20 protein-coding genes are annotated in these 17,187 nt (G+C 65.8%); 8 read left to right on the top strand and 12 right to left on the bottom strand.

Annotated features, from left to right (window positions below; all coding sequences use genetic code 11):
- Nucleotides 1-15: 15 nt before the first annotated feature.
- From jaqu_RS05355 to jaqu_RS05330, 6 genes are all read left to right on the top strand, one after another.
- Nucleotides 16-1,023, top strand: a complete 1,008-nt coding sequence (locus jaqu_RS05355) for a C4-dicarboxylate TRAP transporter substrate-binding protein (RefSeq protein ID WP_043917905.1) — start codon at nt 16-18, stop codon at nt 1,021-1,023.
- Between the two features lie 93 nt (nt 1,024-1,116).
- A complete protein-coding gene (locus jaqu_RS05350) occupies nt 1,117-1,740 on the top strand; it encodes a TRAP transporter small permease subunit (protein ID WP_043917904.1) in 624 nt (207 codons plus the stop codon).
- A complete protein-coding gene (locus jaqu_RS05345) occupies nt 1,740-3,158 on the top strand; it encodes a TRAP transporter large permease (protein WP_084629428.1) in 1,419 nt (472 codons plus the stop codon). Before jaqu_RS05350 ends, jaqu_RS05345 begins: the two co-directional genes overlap by 1 nt.
- 369 nt (nt 3,159-3,527) lie before the next feature.
- Nucleotides 3,528-3,761, top strand: coding sequence for an EF-hand domain-containing protein (locus jaqu_RS05340; protein ID WP_043917903.1), 234 nt, complete (start codon nt 3,528-3,530; stop codon nt 3,759-3,761).
- Nucleotides 3,762-4,148: 387 nt separating this feature from the next.
- A complete protein-coding gene (locus tag jaqu_RS05335; RefSeq protein ID WP_043917902.1) occupies nt 4,149-5,906 on the top strand; it encodes an acetolactate synthase 3 large subunit in 1,758 nt (585 codons plus the stop codon).
- Nucleotides 5,903-6,406: a hypothetical protein gene (locus jaqu_RS05330; RefSeq protein ID WP_052500783.1), complete on the top strand. Its 504-nt coding sequence runs from the start codon at nt 5,903-5,905 to the stop codon at nt 6,404-6,406. Before jaqu_RS05335 ends, jaqu_RS05330 begins: the two co-directional genes overlap by 4 nt.
- A gap of 5 nt (nt 6,407-6,411) precedes the next feature.
- On the opposite strand, the gene jaqu_RS05325 is transcribed toward jaqu_RS05330, so the two are convergent.
- The 3 genes from jaqu_RS05325 to jaqu_RS05315 all read right to left on the bottom strand — a co-directional run bounded on the left by jaqu_RS05325 (nt 6,412) and on the right by jaqu_RS05315 (nt 8,127).
- The gene (locus jaqu_RS05325; protein ID WP_043917900.1) at nt 6,412-6,744 is read right to left on the bottom strand and encodes an EF-hand domain-containing protein; all 333 of its coding nucleotides are present in this window, start codon (nt 6,742-6,744) and stop codon (nt 6,412-6,414) included.
- 132 nt (nt 6,745-6,876) lie between these two features.
- Nucleotides 6,877-7,305 carry a hypothetical protein gene (locus jaqu_RS05320; protein ID WP_043917899.1) on the bottom strand — a complete coding sequence of 143 codons (429 nt, stop codon included), beginning with the start codon at nt 7,303-7,305 and terminating at the stop codon, nt 6,877-6,879.
- Between the two features lie 222 nt (nt 7,306-7,527).
- Nucleotides 7,528-8,127, bottom strand: a complete 600-nt coding sequence (locus tag jaqu_RS05315; protein WP_043917898.1) for a hypothetical protein — start codon at nt 8,125-8,127, stop codon at nt 7,528-7,530.
- 158 nt (nt 8,128-8,285) lie between these two features.
- On the opposite strand from jaqu_RS05315, the gene ilvN reads away from it, so the two are divergent.
- Nucleotides 8,286-8,849 carry an acetolactate synthase small subunit gene (gene ilvN, locus jaqu_RS05310; RefSeq protein ID WP_043917897.1) on the top strand — a complete coding sequence of 188 codons (564 nt, stop codon included), beginning with the start codon at nt 8,286-8,288 and terminating at the stop codon, nt 8,847-8,849.
- Between the two features lie 17 nt (nt 8,850-8,866).
- On the opposite strand, the gene jaqu_RS05305 is transcribed toward ilvN, so the two are convergent.
- From jaqu_RS05305 to jaqu_RS21585, 6 genes are all read right to left on the bottom strand, one after another.
- On the bottom strand, nt 8,867-9,283 hold the full coding sequence (locus jaqu_RS05305) for an SRPBCC family protein (protein WP_043917896.1): 417 nt from the start codon (nt 9,281-9,283) through the stop codon (nt 8,867-8,869).
- A gap of 52 nt (nt 9,284-9,335) precedes the next feature.
- On the bottom strand, nt 9,336-10,574 hold the full coding sequence (locus jaqu_RS05300; RefSeq protein WP_043917895.1) for a bifunctional alpha/beta hydrolase/OsmC family protein: 1,239 nt from the start codon (nt 10,572-10,574) through the stop codon (nt 9,336-9,338).
- Nucleotides 10,575-11,030: 456 nt separating this feature from the next.
- A complete protein-coding gene (locus jaqu_RS05295; RefSeq protein ID WP_141134356.1) occupies nt 11,031-11,834 on the bottom strand; it encodes a hypothetical protein in 804 nt (267 codons plus the stop codon).
- Entirely contained in the window at nt 11,831-12,586 is a 756-nt protein-coding gene (locus jaqu_RS05290; RefSeq protein ID WP_043917893.1) for a histidine phosphatase family protein, read from the bottom strand. The genes jaqu_RS05295 and jaqu_RS05290 overlap by 4 nt, the downstream gene beginning before the upstream one ends.
- A 9-nt stretch (nt 12,587-12,595) precedes the next feature.
- Nucleotides 12,596-13,033 carry a peptide-methionine (R)-S-oxide reductase MsrB gene (msrB, locus tag jaqu_RS05285; protein WP_236687796.1) on the bottom strand — a complete coding sequence of 146 codons (438 nt, stop codon included), beginning with the start codon at nt 13,031-13,033 and terminating at the stop codon, nt 12,596-12,598.
- A 113-nt stretch (nt 13,034-13,146) separates the two neighbouring features.
- The gene (locus jaqu_RS21585; RefSeq protein ID WP_043917891.1) at nt 13,147-13,521 is read right to left on the bottom strand and encodes a hypothetical protein; all 375 of its coding nucleotides are present in this window, start codon (nt 13,519-13,521) and stop codon (nt 13,147-13,149) included.
- Between the two features lie 259 nt (nt 13,522-13,780).
- Here jaqu_RS21585 and jaqu_RS05275 point away from each other — a divergent pair, with 259 nt between their 5' ends.
- Nucleotides 13,781-14,011 (top strand): hypothetical protein, encoded by a 231-nt coding sequence (locus jaqu_RS05275; protein WP_043917890.1) that lies wholly within the window; start codon nt 13,781-13,783, stop codon nt 14,009-14,011.
- Nucleotides 14,012-14,053: 42 nt separating this feature from the next.
- Here the strand turns inward: jaqu_RS05275 and jaqu_RS05270 are convergent, their stop codons facing one another.
- From jaqu_RS05270 to jaqu_RS05260, 3 genes are read right to left on the bottom strand one after another with little or no spacing between them, the layout of a single operon-like run.
- Nucleotides 14,054-14,764, bottom strand: coding sequence for an ATP-binding cassette domain-containing protein (locus tag jaqu_RS05270; protein WP_043917889.1), 711 nt, complete (start codon nt 14,762-14,764; stop codon nt 14,054-14,056).
- On the bottom strand, nt 14,764-15,939 hold the full coding sequence (gene devC, locus jaqu_RS05265; RefSeq protein WP_043917888.1) for an ABC transporter permease DevC: 1,176 nt from the start codon (nt 15,937-15,939) through the stop codon (nt 14,764-14,766). Before devC ends, jaqu_RS05270 begins: the two co-directional genes overlap by 1 nt.
- Nucleotides 15,936-17,150: an HlyD family efflux transporter periplasmic adaptor subunit gene (locus jaqu_RS05260; RefSeq protein ID WP_043917887.1), complete on the bottom strand. Its 1,215-nt coding sequence runs from the start codon at nt 17,148-17,150 to the stop codon at nt 15,936-15,938. Before jaqu_RS05260 ends, devC begins: the two co-directional genes overlap by 4 nt.
- Nucleotides 17,151-17,187 lie beyond the last annotated feature (37 nt).

Below are 17,187 nucleotides of genomic sequence, written 5' to 3'. Positions count from 1 at the left end.
CACGGGAGGATCAACATGAAAACGATGACCGCCACGGCCACCGCCGCCCTGACACTTGCCTTTGCGTCCGAGGCGCTGGCGACCGAATGGAACGTCTCGCTCTGGGGCCAGCGGCGCGCCTTCACGGAACATGTCGAGAAGCTGGCCGAACTGGTCGAGGAACGCTCCGGCGGCGAGTTCACCATGGCGATCAGCTATGGCGGCCTGTCCAACAACCGCGAAAACCTCGACGGCATTTCCATCGGCGCCTTCGAGATGGCTCAGTTCTGCGCCGGCTACCACCGCGACAAGAACCGCGCGATCACCGTGCTGGAACTTCCCTTCCTCGGCGTCGAGACGCTTGAGCAAGAGGTCGCGGTCGCGAACGCCGTCTATGCCCACCCCGCCGTTCAGGACGAGATGGCGCAGTGGAACGCGCGCATCCTGATGACCAGCCCCATGCCGCAATACAACCTCGTCGGCACCGGAGAGCCGCGCGACACCGTCGAGGAGTTCGACGGCATGCGCGTGCGCGCCACCGGCGGCATCGGCCAGGTGATGGAGGCGGCGGGCGCGGTGCCCACCTCGGTCACCGCCACCGAAGCCTACAACTCGATGGAATCCGGCGTCGTCGACGCCGTGGCTTTCGCCCAGCATGCGCATCTGTCCTTCGGCACGATCGACATCGCCGATTGGTGGACCGAGAACCTGAACCCCGGCACCGTCAACTGCCCCGTGGTCGTGAACATCGACGCCTACGAGGCGCTTTCGGACGAGCATCGCGCGATCCTCGACGAGGCCGTCGGCGAAGCGATCGAGCACTACCTGCTCAACTATGCCGAATTGCTGCAGCGCTGGGACGAAGTCCTGCTGGAGAAGGGCGTCCAGAAAGTTCAGGTCGATCAGGCCGAGATCGCGCGCCTGCGCGGCAATGCCGATCCCATCCACCAGGCCTGGATCGAGGAGGCGACCTCCAACGGGCTACCGGGCCAGGAACTCTATGACCTGACAGTGCAGGCCGTCGCCGACAACGCGCCGGAGTAAGGTCGCAGACCGGCGGGCCCCGGCCCGCTTAAGCATTTGTGAGGGAGGCGTCCGGTAACGGAAGCCTCCACCCTCCCGGCGAGCGAGGCGCCCATGGCCACCACATCCTCGGTCCTTACCGACGGGACCCGGCTCTCGCGGACGGACCGCGCGCTGCTCAGGCTGGAATCCCTGCTCAACCTCGCCGCCGGCATCACGATCTTCGCGCTCGTTCTGCTGGCCATTGCCAACGTGCTGATGCGCAAACTCCTGAACGCGCCCGTCCCCGGCTATATCGACTGGACCGAGCAATTCATGGCGATCTTCGCCTTCCTCGGTCTGGCCTACGTTCAACGCGAAGGGGGCCATATCCGGATGGATCTGCTGGTCGGCAGCCTGAAGGGTCGCGTGCTCTGGCTGTTCGAATTCGTGTCGGTTCTGCTGATGCTGCTCGTGGTCACGGCGCTGATCTACGGGACGTGGTTCCACTTCGACCGCAGCTTCGATTTCAACGCGCCGAACTGGTCCACCGACAGCTCGATCGACATCGCGCTGCCGCTATGGCCGGCCAAGCTGGCCGTGCCCATCGCCTTCGCGATCCTGTGGCTGCGCCTGATCCTGCAACTCTGGGCCTATGGTCGCGCCTTGCGCACGGGCGATCCGCGGCCGGTCGCCGTTCCCCTGCCAGAGGACCCGGCGGAGCAAGCCAGCAAGGAAGCCGCATCGGTGGCCGATTGATGGATCAGCTCATCGACATGCGCGCCCTGCTCGACGGCGTCGATACGTTCACCGTTTCGCTCTGGCTGTCCGGCCTGTTGCTGGTGCTGGTCGTCATCGGGGTGCGCGTCGCCTTCGCGGCCGCCTTCATCGGCTTTCTGGGCTTGGCGCTGCACTTCATGGGCAACCAGGGGTTCGATCGCGGGCTGATCACCGCCGCCAAACTGACCGGTCAGGTGCCCCATTCGAAGGCCACGCAATACGCGCTCAGCCTGATCCCGACCTTCATCCTCATCGGCTATCTGGCTTATTACGCGGGCCTGACGCGCTATCTCTTCGAGGCCGCGAAGCGCTGGATCGGCTGGACGCCCGGCGGGCTCGGCGTGGCCACCGTCTTCGCCACCGCCGGTTTTGCCGCCGTCTCGGGCGCGTCGGTCGCCACCTCGGCGGTCTTCGCCCGCATCGCCATCCCAGAGATGCTGCGCGAAGGCTACGACAAGCGCTTTGCGGCGGGTGTCGTCGCGGCGGGCGGCACGCTGGCCTCGCTGATCCCGCCCTCGGCGATCCTCGTGATCTATGCGATCATCGTCGAGCAATCGGTGGGCAAGCTCCTGCTGGCGGGCTTTCTTCCCGGCCTCGTCTCGGCGCTGATCTATGGCGGGCTGGTGATCGGGCTGGCCAAGCTGCGCCCCGATCTCGGCCCCGCCATCGGTGGCTTCACCTGGAAGCAGCGGTTCGAGGCTCTGCCCGGTGCCATGCCGATCCTGCTGGTCGTCTTCATCATCGTCTATTCGATCTATTTCGGCTGGGCGACGCCGACTGAGGCAGGCGCTTTGGGTGCGGGCGTCGTCCTGGCGATGGCGCTCTGGCAGGGGATGCGCTGGGGTCAGCTCAAGGGCGCGCTGATGGAAGCGGCCAAGCTGACCGTCATGATCTTCGCGATGATCTGGGGCGTGCTGATCTACGTGCGCTATCTGGGGTTCGCGAAACTTCCGGAGGTCTTCGCCGACTTCATCGCGGGGCTCGACTATCCGCCCTACGCGATCCTGCTGATGATCCTGCTGGTCTACGTCGTCCTCGGCATGTTCATGGACGCGATCGGGATGCTGATCCTGACGCTGCCGGTGACCTTCCCGGCCGTGATGGCGCTGAACGGGGCCGAGGCGGGCGGCGTGGGCGCGTTGGGGATGACCAACGAAGAGGCCGCGATCTGGTTCGGCATCATCGTCGTGAAGATGGCCGAGCTCTGTCTGATCACGCCACCCATCGGACTGAACTGCTTCGTCGTCGCCGGTGTGGCTCAGGACTCGAAGATGGATATCTCGGTCCAGGATGTGTTCCGCGGTGCCTCTCCGTTCTTCATCGCGGACGTGGCCACAGTCGCCGTTCTGATCGCGTTTCCGGGGATCGTCCTCTGGCTTCCGGGTCTGATGGGCTAGGCCGCGGATCCGGCCGCCCCTGGCCCCCGCTCTTGCAAGCCGAACCACCGCGCGCTGGCACCTCGCCTCCGCCCCCCTGACGACCGGCATCCCCCTGCCACCGGCCGGATCGCACGATTTCGGCAAGAGAAAGCCGGAAAGCGCCACGCCCGTCCGGGTATTTCCGCCGAAAGCCGGTCGGCGGATTTTGTCCTGCGGGATCGCGCGCAGGATCCGGCACCAAAGGGGCGGGCCAACGCGCGAAACGGCTCTTTCTGCGGGGCGCCCTCGGAATGGCCGGCCCGACCTGATCCCTTGCCGTCGAGCGGATCGACCGCTCGCAACGCACCGAGCGGACAACCCGCTCGCAACATGCAGGGAGAAAGACCCATGAAAACGATCGTAACCAAGATCGCCGCCATTCTTGCCGTCACCTTCGCGGTGACCAGCCCGGCCGCCGCCCAGGATACCGACGGTGACGGCGCCGTGTCGCTCGAAGAGTTCCAGGCGGCCTATCCCGATGCCACGGCCGAAACCTTCACCGCCGCCGACACCGACGCCGACGGCGTGTTGAGCGAGGCGGAAATGGCCGCCGCGATCGACGCGGGCCTCATCCCCTCCTAAGCGGATCCGCTCGATCGAGGCGCGGCGCCCGGCCCTCCCAGGTCGGGCGCCGCAAGTGGTCCGGCCACGGCCTCCCCCTCCACCTGCCCCGTGGCCGGACCCGCACCGAACAGGACCCCAGCGACGGGACCCCGCGCAACATTTGCAAATATCTGCCTCGGTGCGAGAAACTTTCTCCGCGCCTGTTGACCCCGTGGGAATCGCGCGGCAAAACGGACGAAACCAAAGGAACGGGCATGGGCAACCTTCTCGTAATCGTAGGAACAGGGTGCATGGGTCGCTGAGGAAGCGACGGCCATAACGGCAACCATGCGCCCCCGGAGCTTCCCCTCCGGGGGTTTTTCGTCACGCCGCGCAGATGCGGAAGCGGCAGAGGGGACAAGGCAGATGAGCAAGCAGATGACCGGCGCGCAGATGGTCGTGAAGGCCCTGGCGGATCAAGGCGTCGACACGGTGTTCGGATATCCCGGCGGCGCGGTCCTCCCGATCTACGACGAGATCTTCCAGCAGAACCGCATCCGCCATTATCTCGTGCGCCACGAACAGGCTGCTGTCCACGCCGCCGAGGGCTATGCCCGCTCGACCGGCAAGCCGGGCGTTGCTCTGGTCACCTCCGGCCCGGGCGCGACGAATGCCGTCACGGGCCTGACCGACGCCCTGATGGACTCGATCCCGATCGTCGTCCTGTCGGGTCAGGTGCCCACCTTCATGATCGGCTCCGACGCGTTCCAGGAGGCGGATACCGTCGGCATCACCCGCCCCTGCACCAAGCACAACTGGCTGGTGAAAGAGACCGATGCGCTGCCCGGTGTCATCCACGAGGCGTTCCACGTCGCCACATCCGGCCGCCCCGGCCCCGTCCTGATCGACATCCCCAAAGATGTGCAATTTGCACAGGGCACGTATGTCGGCCCGAAGCAGACCGAGACGTCGCATTACCAGCCCCGCCTGAAGGGCGACCCCGAGATGATCGAGGCGATGGTCGAGGCGATCGAGACCGCCGAGCGTCCGGTCTTCTACACCGGGGGCGGCGTCATCAATTCCGGCCCCGCTGCAAGCCAGCTCCTGCGCGAACTGGTCGAGGCGACCGGCTTCCCCATCACCTCCACGTTGATGGGTCTGGGCTGCTATCCCGCCTCGGGCGACAAATGGCTGGGGATGCTGGGCATGCACGGCCTGTACGAGGCGAACATGGCCATGCATGGCTGCGACCTGATGCTGAACATCGGCGCGCGGTTCGACGACCGGATCACCGGCCGGATCGACGCGTTCTCGCCCGGCTCCGCGAAGGTCCATGTCGATATCGACCCGTCTTCCATCAACAAGGTCGTCAAGGCGGACATCCCCGTTCTGGGCGATGTCGGCCACGTGCTCGAAGACGTGCTGCGCGTCTGGAAGTCCCGCGGCCGCAAGGTCAACCGCGAGGCGCTTCAGAAGTGGTGGGTCAAGATCGAGGCCTGGCGCGAGAAACGCTGCCTCGCCTACAAGCCCTCCGAGAAGACGATCAAGCCGCAATACGCTGTCGAGCGGCTCGAGGCGCTGACCAAGGATCATCCGAACCGCTTCATCTGCACCGAGGTGGGCCAGCACCAGATGTGGGCGGCGCAATATATCGGCTTCGAGGATCCGAACCGGTGGATGACCTCCGGTGGCCTGGGCACGATGGGCTACGGCCAGCCGGCGGCAATGGGCGTGCAGGTCGCGCATCCCGACGGCCTCGTGATCAATGTCGCCGGAGAGGCCTCGTGGCTGATGAACATGCAGGAGATGGGCACGATGGTGCAGTACCGCCTGCCCGTGAAGCAGTTCATCCTCAACAATGAACGCCTCGGCATGGTCCGCCAGTGGCAGGAGCTGCTGCATGGTGAGCGTTACAGCCATTCCTGGTCAGAGGCGCTGCCGGATTTCGTCAAGCTGGCCGAGGCCTTCGGTGCCAAGGGCATCCAGTGCGCCGACCCGGCCGATCTGGACGATGCGATCCGCGACATGCTGGCGCATGACGGCCCGGTCGTCTTCGATTGCCTCGTCGAGAAGCACGAGAACTGCTTCCCGATGATCCCGTCGGGCAAGGCCCATAACGAGATGCTGCTGGGTGAGGCCGAAACCCAAGGCGTGATCGACGCAAAGGGGTCGGTGCTGGTGTGAGTGCTGACGACCGCCATTCGCGGTATTCGTCCCAGCGCGAGGAATACATGGAATATGCGTTTCTCGCGGCCATCTGCGCGGAAGGATGGCGCCACGATCGTCTGGTCGAGGTCGCCAAGGCTGCGACGGATGCGCATGGATACGACCTGATCCTGTCGGCCAGGGCGGTCACACGATACGTGCGTCTCAAGGCGTCCGTGGCGGGGGGGCGGTCGGCGCGGCAGAAGGTCAGTCTGGACCTCGCCAAGCGTGTTGGCGGGTGTGTCCTCTGGCTGGTGGTGGACGAGGACGACTTGGCGTTGCGCCGCTTAGGATGGATCGGCGGGGCGCCGGGCGAAAGGCTGCCGGACTTAGGGGACCGCGTCGCGAAACATACGAAGGGTAACGCCGAGGGCGCCAAGCTGCCGCGCGAAAACCACCGTGTTCTCGCGAAGGGTCGGTTCGACAGGGGCGATGAAATCGGGCAGGTCTTCGACCGCCTCTTCGGAGCGGTCGCGTGACCGCCCTACAACTGGATCTCGTACACCCCGGCGGCCGCCAGCCCTGTCATGGCTTCCAGTTCTTCTGGCTCCAGATATCCGCTGTCATCGGTATCCCACATCGCGAACAGCGCGGCAGTGAGTTCGGGCAGATCGAAATCACCGCTCCCATCGGCATCGGCGGACGCGTCCAGACGGGTGCCCCCGATCTCTTCCTGCGTGAAGCGGCCGTCGCCGTCGCGATCCACCCCTTCCATCGCCGGCCCCATGGCCCAAGCCATGTAAACCTCGGACTCAGCATCCTGCGCCAGGGCGGGGGTGGCGAAAAGAGTGGCGGCAACGAGGATCGGCAGGCGCATGGGTCGGGTCTCCGGCAGTTGAAACATCATGATAAAAGTAGCGCGGTCGAAGCGGGGGCAAGTCGGACAGACGCCGACCGCCCCCCTACGCGTGCCGGAACCGGCCAAAGCGGGCCAGCCCGGCAGTCCGGGTCAGATGTCGCGCTCGCGGTTGAAGAACCCTTCCTGGCTCAGGTCGTTTTCGATAACCATCCGCTCTTCTTCCTCCAAGACGCCCGAGCCGTCGACGTCATACTCGCTGAACCACGACGTGTTGTACTCGTCCTCGCTCAACATCCCGTCCGCATCGGCGTCGAAATCGGCGAAATCGCCGGGCAGGTAGCCCTCGTCGCGGTAGTTCTCGATCTCGACGAACGAATCCGCGTATTCCTGCTCGTTCAGCATACCGTCGGCATCTCTGTCGTAGCCGCCGAATATGCCTGCCTGGCTGAAGCCGACGTTGAACTCGTCTTGCGACAGCAGCGTGTCTCCGTCGCCATCCCAGGCCGGCGTCATCATCTGGGCCATCGCGGGCGCGGCGGTCACGGCAAGCGCGGCCATAGTCAACTTGAGCGTCTTCATCGTCGATCTCCTCTGCTGGCGGGGCACGATCTCTGGCCCCTTCCCCTTCTCAATGCCGTCCCCCCGGGGGCCGGTTCCCGAACGCGGTGTCCCATGGGCGGAGCATCGCCATGGCGTTTCGTCTTCAGCACGCGTCAGCAGCGAAAGGTTAAACGCGCGCCACGCTCCGACGTCGGATCGCGCGGTGCAGAGGAGTACGCGCTTGGACCTCCGACAAGCGCTTTAGAGCGGGAACCAGCGTTCGTCTGGCGGATCACCGGCCGGCAGCCCGGTCTGCACATAGGTTCGGAACAGCCGCGCTGCCCGGGACGGATCGAACTCCTCCGCGATAACGACAGGGTGCTGGCGGCCCGTGACAAACATCCGGATTTGCGCATTGTCGCTGGCCGTATATCGGTCGGGCACAAGCTCGATCCGATCTATGTCCGAGAAGGGGATGACCTCCTCGCGCGTGTCCCGGAAGGGCCGTTTGGAGGTGACCCGCACGATGCGGGCCGTGCTCTCCAAACGGACCCGTATCTCGGGTGTAAAGGCCGCGGTGCGGATCGCGGCGCCAGCCAGGATGCCAACCACGCCGGCTACGAAAGCCGTGACCAACAGCCAGACGACGATCCCACCCGCCAGAGAGAAGTCCCCGGCCAGCAATCCCGGCAATCTGGATACGATCTCGCGGGTCATGGGGACGACGATGACGGCGGCAAGCACCGCGCCCACCATCACAGAGAACGGGAACACACCGAAGAACAGAAGGGCCCGGATGCCGTTCGTGGGCCCACCGCGATGGATCAGCGTCCCGTCCGTTCTGCCTGCCGCATCGGCCATAGGGCTCACCTAGATCGCCCCCGACGCGTCAGAATGTCGGGACGGCGGCGAATTCGTGACGCGCCACACGTGACAGTCACAGCCATCGGTCCCAAAGACCTAGTCCCTCCCACCGCCGCCCGCGCGACCCGCGACGCCCGCTCCTGAAAGGTCCACCCATGTCACCGCTCAAACTCAAGAAAGGCTCCAGCAGCCATTCCGCCTACAACCTGCGCCCGACCTTCTCGGACAAGCAGGAGCGTCATACGATCGCGGTCCTTGTGGACAACGAAGCCGGCGTCCTCGCACGTGTGATCGGTCTCTTCTCCGGCCGTGGCTACAATATCGAAAGCCTGACCGTCGCCGAGGTCGACCATGAGGGGCACACCTCTCGCATCACTATCGTGACCACCGGCACACCTCAGGTGATCGAGCAGATCAAGGCGCAGCTCGGCCGCATCGTCCCGGTCCACGACGTCCACGACCTGACCGTCGAGGGCCCCGCGGTCGAGCGGGAACTGGCGCTCTTCAAGGTGCAGGGCGAAGGCGACAAGCGGATCGAGGCGCTGCGGCTGGCCGAGATCTTCCGCGCCAACGTGGTCGACTCGACGCTCGACAGCTTCGTCTTCGAGATCACCGGCGATGTCGGCAAGATCGACGCCTTCGCCGAACTGATGCGCCCCATCGGCCTGGTCGAGATGGCCCGCACCGGCGTCGCCGCACTCAGCCGCGGGAATGCCTGAAGCGGGTCCTCGGTGTCTCAGCGCCCTCGCATCGAAAGGTGTGCGGGCAGCTTCTTCACCAGAATGTCGTTCCAGCCGTAATTCAGAAAGCCCCAGGTCACCATCTGACCCACGCCCTTGAAGGGGCCCTGCGTCACGGTCAGGCGGGTCGAATGATCGCCCTCGGGCGCCAGACGAAACATCGCGATCGTATCGACGTTGCCGCCCACCCACGAGAAGGACAATTCTTTCGGAGGATCCAGCGTCAGAACCTCGCACCGGACGGTTCCGTCGAAGCCGGGCGCCGGTTTCGTCGTCATCGTGAACCGGTGGCCCACTTCCGGGCGGAAATCGTTCGGCATCAACCAAACCGCGATCGCATCGCTGTCGGTCAGGGCGCGCCAGACGCGCTCGGGCGGGTGGGCCAGCGTGACGGTGCGGCGAATGTCGGGCATGGTCGGAATCCTCGGTTGACGCGCGAAGGATAGCCGCGCGTCGCCCGGCCCGCTACTCCGCCGGTTCCATGGCCGGCGCCGCGAGTTCCGTCTCGACGACGGCACCGGTTTCCAGCGTGCGGTGGACCGGGCATTTGTCGGCGATCTCCAGCAGGCGGTCGCGCTGTTCCTCATCGAGCGGGCCGGTCAGCGTGATAACCCGCCGAAAGCGGTCGATCCGCTCCGTCCCGCTGGAGGGCGCGTCCTGCGCGTGCATCCGGTCGTGAGTCACGTCGACCGAGATCCCCTCGACAGGCCATCCCTTGCGCCGCGCATACATCCGCAATGTCATCGACGTGCAGGCGCCCAATGACGCGGCAAGCAATTGATAGGGCGTCAGTCCCAGATCGCTCCCGCCATAGGCCTTGGGCTCGTCCGCCTTCAGATGGTGCCTGCCCCCGGAGGCCACGACGTCCTGCGTGAACCCGTCCGGCGACACTTCGGTCACGCGAGTGACACCTTCTGGCGCGCCGACGGGCGGCGCGGGGCGACGCAGGTCCAGATAGCGCGACGCCCAGGCACCGATCACGTCGGCGGCATATTCCGCGTCCTCCGCGCGGGTCACCAGATGGTCGGCATCGTCCAGCGTGACGAAGCTCTTGGGATGCTTGGCGGCCTGAAAGATGTCCGTCGCATTCTCGATGCCCACGATCTCGTCGCGGGGGGCGTGCATCACCAAAAGCGCCCTGCCCAGCCCGGCCACGGCGTCCTCGATCCGCCGCCCGGTCACGTCATGCACGAACTCGCGCCCGATGCGCAATTTGCGCCCGCCCAGCACGACCTCGCCCGCACCTTCGGACAGGATGCGGTCCAGCGCGCCGTCGAAATGATGGGTGACGTGTTCGGGCTCGAACGGGGCGCCGATGGTCGCGACCGCCTTGACCGACGGCAAGCGTGCCGCTGCGACCAGCACGGCCGCTCCGCCCAGCGAATGGCCGATCATCAGGTCCGGACCGTGCCCCCGCGCGGCCAGTTCCGCGGCCGCTGCAACGAGGTCGTCGACATTGGAGCTGAACGATGTGTTCTCGAACTCCCCGTCGGAATGGCCGAGCCCGGTGAAATCGAAACGCAGCACCGCGATGCCCGCCGCCGTCAGGCGCGCGGCGATGCGGCGGGCCGCGGGGATGTCCTTTCCGCATGTGAAGCAATGAGCGAAAAGGGCCGTCGCAAGGACGGGCCCATCGGGCAGATCCAGCCGGGCGGCAAGGTCGCCGCCGTCATGGCCGGGAAAGGAGAAACGTTCGGTTGGCATCGGGTCGGGTCCGGGTTCGGGAAGCGAGTCGCAACCCGCATTGCCCCGACAATGGGGGCCGGCCCCCCCTCGACGCAACGGCAGGCGCCCGAGTCTCACGGGGGCGTGACACCGCGAGAGGCGCAGCAACCGTAGCGAGGCCGTCGAACGGAGATGAAGGACTGGGGGGATGTGTCGGCTCTACAGAAGGGCCGCCTTTGTGGAATAATCGAAGTCCGGATCAGGCCAAGTTGCCAAGCGCCCATCCGAGGCAATGTCGTCTTCAGCGCGCGAATGCCCATGAGGCTGAACATGCGATCGGGATCGCAAACATGCCGACAGACTGTCGAGCACGACGGGCTGGGGCGGATCCCGTCGGCTCGGGGTCATACGAATTACCGTTGGCAATAGAGGCGCACGTAGGTGCGAGACAGGCAATCCCCTGCCCGTCGCACGCTGACCAACCTGAAGGCGGGGTCAATCGGCCGTGTCAGCCCTCGCTTCCACTCGGACAACGTGATCGGGGTACCTGATCGGGTCGGGTTCCGCAGAGCCGAGCCGCAAATAGCCGAGCATCCGGCCGTCCCGCTTTGGGTCGACGATCAGCATCGCGCCTTCATAGATGCGGAAGCGGGTCATCGCTTCGACATTCGGGAAATGCGTGATGACCAAAAGCGGCCCCTGACCGGCCCCGCCGTCCCATTCCAGCACGACGTCCCGCAAGGCCGCGCCGCCCGCCTCGCCTTCGGCAAGGGTCAGACGCGCGTCCAGGTCCGAGACCATCCCGTCGAGTGCGTTCACGTCGTAGTCCAGCATCCCGCGCTCAAGGGCGGCGTATGTCATCTGCGCCCGGCACCGCTCCGAGACCATAACGCGGCCCGGACGAAGTTCGTTCACGATCAGCAGCGCGCCGAGCTGCCGCATCTCGTCGGTTCCGACTTCGGTGAGCGGGCGCTGCGCCGCACAATCCTGCGGATCAGACAGGGGATCTTCGGCAGCATCCCAATCCGACGGCCCCGCCCGCATGACGAAGACGAGATCGTCACGGAACAACTCTCCCAGCAATTGCCAAGGCTCGAAGCGGATCACTTCGGTGACCGCCATTTCCGCAGGCACCTCGTTCTCCATGACCATGGACATCTGGCCCGTGAAACCGCCAACGGGCGCGACTTCGCCTTTCCAGTCGGCCTTGCCGGAAGCCTTGGCTTCTTCGGCTGCTGCCAATCCGGTCCAGCTCAGCGATGCAACGCAAAGCGCCATCGCTCGTGCAGCCGCCCTCATTCCCCGTCCTCCTGGAAATGGCCGAGATCCGGTCCGGCCGATGCGAGCCGCAACATTCCGAGAACCTGCCCGTCGCGATCCGGATCGACGAGGAGGATTTCCCCCTCGTAGACCGCCTGCTCCGTCAGTTCCTGAGTGTTGGTGAAGTGGGACATCACGAGGAGAGGACCCTGATTGCTGCCTCCGTCCCAGCGTGACATGTAATCCCTCATTGCCGAGACGTCGGGCGCGCCGCCCAGCGACAAGAGAAGGTTCAGGTCGCTCATCGTCTCGATCTCGATATCGTCGAGGGCGGCCGGATCGGCATCGAGCATCCCGTCGCGCATCGCATCGAGCGTCTGCTGATTGCGGCACCAATCGGATACGACGATCCGGCCCGGCCGCAGATCGTTCGCCACCAGCAGGGCGCCCAACCCGTACATCTGGCGCTTGCCCACCTCGGTCATAACGCGCTGGTTCTCGCAATCGGTCGGTGCGACGCCGGCGCGGTCGCGAAAGGACCAGTCCGTGGGCCCGTGCCGCATCAACAGAACCACATCGTCACGGGCCAGATCGCCCAGCATCTCGTAAGGGGCGAATGTCAGGATCTCGTCGACACTGCGCGACGGATCGGTGGCGGAGCCGGGCATGACCATCGTCATGCGGCCGCCATTCTCCCACCGCTCGACGGCTCCGCTCATTTCCTGGGCGGCCGCAATGGCGGGTGAGATCGCGAGCATTACCAACAGGGCATTGCGGAGGGTCATGGTCATTTTCACGGCTCAGGCGGTTTCAAATCTGAGAGCTATCCCGTTGATGCAGTGTCGCATCCCCGTCGGTGGCGGGCCGTCGTCGAACACGTGACCGAGATGGCTTCCACAGCGACTGCAGCGAACTTCGGTGGCAAGGCCAAGAAGCCTGGGATCGGGCCGCGTGGTGATCGCCTCGGTCTTGATCGGTCGGGTGAAGGAGGGCCAACCGGTCTCGCTGTCGAATTTGTCCTCGCTCGAATAGACTGGGTTCCCGCAGCCGACGCACGAATAGGTGCCCGGATCTTCGAGGTCGTTGAGCGGGCTGGAGAACGCGGGTTCTGTCGCGGCTTCGCGCAGGACGGCGAATTCGTCCGGAGTGAGCTGCGCGCGCCACTCTTCCTTGGTCCGCGTGACCGGAAACGCGTCCGCACCGGAAAACAAGCGCCATCCCAGCACGGCCGCGATCATGCCCGTGGCCCCCGAGGCTGCCGCGATCAGGAAAGGTCGTCTCTGCATTGCAAGAGCCCTCGGTCGCGTATCGGATCGGCCGGACCGGACGGCGTCCGGTCCGGCCTGTCGCGTCAGTTGCCTTCGCGGGCATCCTCGAGCCAGGTCTCGATCTGGGAGCGCGTGTTGCTCGCCGATTGGCCGGAATCGAGGCTTTGCTGGAGCGCGGCGATCTGCCCAAGGGAGAGGTTCGACAGATCTTCTTCGGAGTACTCGACGCCGATCCGGTCCAGCTCCGATGCGAGTGCGGTCGTCAGCATGTCGTAACCCTGGGACATGCTCTGCGCGGCCGCGAAACCGGGAGCCAGTCCGACAGCCAGGAGGGCGGCGACAGAAGTGATCTTGAGTGATGCCGTCGGAAACGCCTCTGAATGGCGTAGTTCGACGTATCGACGCCACCGCAAAGGCCGCGACGTCGAGCGGATACGCGGGTGGTCATGCGCAGCCATCGGTTCACCTAGGCGGGTCGCGAGAGCGGTTCTTCCAAATTCCTGCGGAATTCTTGCACGATCGAACTGCATGGCTTCTCCGCATGCGTGCCGAGGCCGCAGTCTACAGATCATGCACTCAGACCAACGCGGCCCAGCCACAGGTCGCATCGGCGGGTACGATCCGAACGGAGTATGACGGTGCTTGTCGAGATGGATGGCGGAACCGGCTACATCTCACGTGCCCGCCCTCGCCCGCACCTCGCATTGGAGATCACCCATGACGGACGCCACCCACGCAATCGTCCACGGCCCCGGAGAGGCCCGCGTGTTGATCATGCTGCCACCCGGCAAGGGGGTCGGCTTCTTCCGCGATGTCGCAGCCGAAGGTCTGTCGCCCGGTTCGGATATGTCCCGGATCAACGAGATTGCCGCGACATACGGCGTGGAATTCGTCGGCCCGCCCATCGAGTGGCGGCCCCGCGCAGACGACCGGGCCTCGGTGCTGTGACCGCCCTGCACATGGAAGATGGGGCGTGAACTGGCGCCTCTGTCACCGCGCCCGGACGTCTTTCACGATGCGCCCTTCCTCCAGCGTGACGATCCGATCCGCGAGATCGAGAATTCGGTTGTCGTGGGTGACCATGATCGTCGTCGTCCCGCGTTTGCGCCCGAGCGTCTTGAGCATGCGGACCACCGTCGCGCCGGACTCCTTGTCCAATGCGGCGGTCGGCTCATCGGCAAAGACGACCTCGGGGTTGGACACGAGCGCCCGTGCGACCGCGACGCGCTGCTTCTGCCCTCCGGACAGGCTGCCGGGCAGATAGTCGAGCCGGTCCCCAAGCCCGACGAGGCCGAGGATGTGATGCGCCGCCCTCAATCGTAGGGCATTGTCGCCCCGCCCATGGACCTGCAGCCCCATCAGAACGTTCTGCGTCGCCGAAAGGCTCTCGTGTAGATTGTGAGCCTGAAAGATGAAGCCGAGACGGCGACGCAGGGCGACGCGCCGTGCCTCGGCCGCGCCGTTCAGCTCCTCTCCGAGCAAGCGGACAGAGCCGTGCTGCACGTCACGCAGGCAGCCCATCAGGGTCAGCACGGTCGTCTTGCCGGAGCCTGACGGTCCCATGAGAACCGTCAGGCTGCCCCGTGCCACCTCGATCGAGACGTCCCAGATTGCCTGCTTCCGCGCCTCTCCGGTCCCGAAGAAATGGTCGAGTCCCGTGACCGCGACCGGAACCGCAGAATGGTGCCCAGCCCCGTCCATCAGAACAGATCGGCCGGATCGGCAGCGGCAAGGCGCCGGGTCGCTATGGCGCCGGAGACCACGCAGGCCGCGATCGTGCCTGCAAGCACCATCGCGGCGCGATCCACCCCCATCGCCAGCGGCAGGCCCGTCGCGGCAGCCATGGCCGAATAGATCGCCGCCGAGATCGCCACACCCGGCACGAATCCCAAGACCGCGAGGATCACGGCTTCCTCAAGTACGATGCCCAGAAAGAAGCGCTGGCCGTATCCCATTGCCTTGAACGTCGCATATTCCCGGAGGTGGTCCGCCACATCGGTCGAGAGGACCTGATAGACGATCACGAGCCCGACCACGATGCCGATGGCGACCCCGAAGCCGAAGATGACGCCTGTGGGCCGTTCGGTCGTCTGATAGGTGAGGTCGGCTGCGGCCATGTCGGTCTTGGTCGCAACCTTCACGACGTCGCCAGGCAGGACAGCCCGCAAGCGGTCGACCACGACACCCGGATCGATACCGTCCTCCACGGTGACGAGGACGTGGTTCGGCGCCGCCGAAGACCGACTGCCGAAGAGGCGTAGAAAAGTCTGATCCGAGGCATAGAGCGTGCCGTCCGCCGTGAATCCGCCGCCGACGGAAACGGTTCCAACCGCCTCTACTGCCCGTCCGGCGAGTTCGAACCGGTAGGGCGATGCAGAGGACGCGCCGTCGAGGGCGCCCGCCGGCAGACCGCGCGTGCTTTCATCCAGAAGGACGGTGTCGGAGATGCGGAGGCCAGCGACCGGCGCCCGGAGGGAGGCCGGAACGAAGGCCGGCCGGTCGGGATCGAGCCCGACCACCTGCAGGGTCGAGCTGCCGCCATCCTCGCGCTGCCACTCGATATTGCCGATGAAAAGCGGCGCCGCGTCGGCCACCCCCGGCGTCCCGAGCGCCTGGAACATGCGGGTCCGCGCGACGTTCGAGCCATCCGTGAGCGTATTCGCATCCACCGAAGAAATCATGATGTCGCCGCCGAAGAGGTCATAGGGCGCGACCGTGGAATCGTTCAGCGCGCCGAGAATACCGAGCTGCACGAAGACCAGGATATTCGCGAACGCCACACCCGCGAGCGCCGCCAGGAATCGGGTGCGGCTGTGGGCCAGTTGAAGCCATCCGATCGGCAGGCGCCCCATCAGCCGGGTCAGGAGCGCCGTCATGGCATACGACCCGCATCGATCCGAGCGACGACTTCGAGATTGGTGAAGCGGCTCGCCATCTGCGATCCCGCGTCGTCCAGCGCCACGATGACGTCCACCACGCGGGCGTCCGTATTGGCCGCCGGATCGTCGGAGGTGATCGTCTGGCGTCCGATCTCCAGCCCGATGGCGGAGACGGTTCCCGAAAGTGACCCCGGAAAGGCATCCGCCGTGATCGTGACCGGGTCTCCGATGGCGACGCGGCCGATCATTGATTGATAGACCTCCGCCTCGACCGTCATGCGGGCCGTGTTGCCCAGATCCATGATCCCTTCGTCACCGGGCCGTTCCCCTGGCCGGACATTCACGACCAGGACGGTCCCCGAAATCGGCGCACGCACGACGGCGCCGGCGAGGTTCAGTTCGGCCTCGGCAAGTGCCGCACGCGCCACGCCGACATTCGCATCGGCCAACAGGATCGCAGGCTGACCTTCACCGGTTTCGGTTTCGAACCGGGACAGGGTCGCGCGTCTGCTCGCGACGTCGCGCTGCGCTTCGGTCGCGCGCGCGAGGGCCGCGTCGAAGACGGCGCGGGTCGTGACGCCGCGCTCCAGAAGGGATGTCGCGCGGTCGAGTTCTGCATCCGCCGCCTCGGCGGTGGCTTCGGCGCGTTCGAGGGCGGCGCGGGCCTCCGCCCGGCTCGCCTCGACATCCGCACGCGTCTGGACGAGCGACGCCTCCTGCGCGTCGAGTGCGGCCCGGGCTGAGGCGACCGCACTCTCGAACCGCGCCCGGTTGTCGAGCGTGGCCAGGATGTCGCCCTCAGCGACCGTATCGCCAACGCCTGCGTTCAGCGTCTCGATCCGCGCATCGCCTGCCCCGAACGGCAGGGCGACGGTGACCACGTCACCCTCGGGGATGATCCGGCCGAGCGCGACGACGTCGCCCTCGGACACCATCGCGATCTCTTCCTGCGCGGCGACCCGTGCGAGCGCGACCGCGATCGGCGTGTCGGTCCCTGCCCCGGGTTCCAACCCCGTCAGACCGAAGAAGGCTCTCAAGAGAGGCGGCTGAAAATACAGCCCCAGGATCCCGCCACATGCGATCAGCACGAAAACGATTGGCAGGCGGCGAAGAACGCGAAACAGCCCGGATCGTCGGCGTGGCGCCCTGTCGTCGGGCATGGCATTCCCCGTCTCTGCCAAGGGGAGCCCGTCCTGGTCGTCCTTCATCGCGCGGCTCTCCGCCTTGGATCCAGTTTACTGACAC

The organism is Jannaschia aquimarina (assembly GCF_000877395.1).
Lineage (GTDB): Bacteria > Pseudomonadota > Alphaproteobacteria > Rhodobacterales > Rhodobacteraceae > Jannaschia > Jannaschia aquimarina.
The sequence above is the reverse complement of the archived record's forward strand: the minus strand, read 5'-3'. Positions and strand labels throughout refer to the sequence as shown.

What these genes read in the sequence shown, in the direction of transcription:
- jaqu_RS05325 (WP_043917900.1), bottom strand. Translation starts at nt 6,744, where the DNA reads ATGCGCCTGCCGATCCTCGTTGCCGCCACTCTTTTCGCCACCCCCGCC.
- jaqu_RS05305 (WP_043917896.1), bottom strand. Translation starts at nt 9,283, where the DNA reads ATGCCCGACATTCGCCGCACCGTCACGCTGGCCCACCCGCCCGAGCGC.
- jaqu_RS05355 (WP_043917905.1), top strand. Translation starts at nt 16, where the DNA reads ATGAAAACGATGACCGCCACGGCCACCGCCGCCCTGACACTTGCCTTT.
- jaqu_RS05270 (WP_043917889.1), bottom strand. Translation starts at nt 14,764, where the DNA reads ATGGACGGGGCTGGGCACCATTCTGCGGTTCCGGTCGCGGTCACGGGA.
- msrB (WP_236687796.1), bottom strand. Translation starts at nt 13,033, where the DNA reads ATGATCGCGGCCGTGCTGGGATGGCGCTTGTTTTCCGGTGCGGACGCG.
- jaqu_RS05290 (WP_043917893.1), bottom strand. Translation starts at nt 12,586, where the DNA reads ATGACCATGACCCTCCGCAATGCCCTGTTGGTAATGCTCGCGATCTCA.
- jaqu_RS05260 (WP_043917887.1), bottom strand. Translation starts at nt 17,150, where the DNA reads ATGAAGGACGACCAGGACGGGCTCCCCTTGGCAGAGACGGGGAATGCC.
- jaqu_RS05315 (WP_043917898.1), bottom strand. Translation starts at nt 8,127, where the DNA reads ATGGCCGATGCGGCAGGCAGAACGGACGGGACGCTGATCCATCGCGGT.
- devC (WP_043917888.1), bottom strand. Translation starts at nt 15,939, where the DNA reads ATGACGGCGCTCCTGACCCGGCTGATGGGGCGCCTGCCGATCGGATGG.
- jaqu_RS05345 (WP_084629428.1), top strand. Translation starts at nt 1,740, where the DNA reads ATGGATCAGCTCATCGACATGCGCGCCCTGCTCGACGGCGTCGATACG.
- jaqu_RS05300 (WP_043917895.1), bottom strand. Translation starts at nt 10,574, where the DNA reads ATGCCAACCGAACGTTTCTCCTTTCCCGGCCATGACGGCGGCGACCTT.
- jaqu_RS05335 (WP_043917902.1), top strand. Translation starts at nt 4,149, where the DNA reads ATGAGCAAGCAGATGACCGGCGCGCAGATGGTCGTGAAGGCCCTGGCG.
- jaqu_RS05295 (WP_141134356.1), bottom strand. Translation starts at nt 11,834, where the DNA reads ATGAGGGCGGCTGCACGAGCGATGGCGCTTTGCGTTGCATCGCTGAGC.
- jaqu_RS05350 (WP_043917904.1), top strand. Translation starts at nt 1,117, where the DNA reads ATGGCCACCACATCCTCGGTCCTTACCGACGGGACCCGGCTCTCGCGG.
- jaqu_RS05320 (WP_043917899.1), bottom strand. Translation starts at nt 7,305, where the DNA reads ATGAAGACGCTCAAGTTGACTATGGCCGCGCTTGCCGTGACCGCCGCG.
- jaqu_RS21585 (WP_043917891.1), bottom strand. Translation starts at nt 13,521, where the DNA reads ATGGCTGCGCATGACCACCCGCGTATCCGCTCGACGTCGCGGCCTTTG.
- jaqu_RS05340 (WP_043917903.1), top strand. Translation starts at nt 3,528, where the DNA reads ATGAAAACGATCGTAACCAAGATCGCCGCCATTCTTGCCGTCACCTTC.
- ilvN (WP_043917897.1), top strand. Translation starts at nt 8,286, where the DNA reads ATGTCACCGCTCAAACTCAAGAAAGGCTCCAGCAGCCATTCCGCCTAC.
- jaqu_RS05275 (WP_043917890.1), top strand. Translation starts at nt 13,781, where the DNA reads ATGACGGACGCCACCCACGCAATCGTCCACGGCCCCGGAGAGGCCCGC.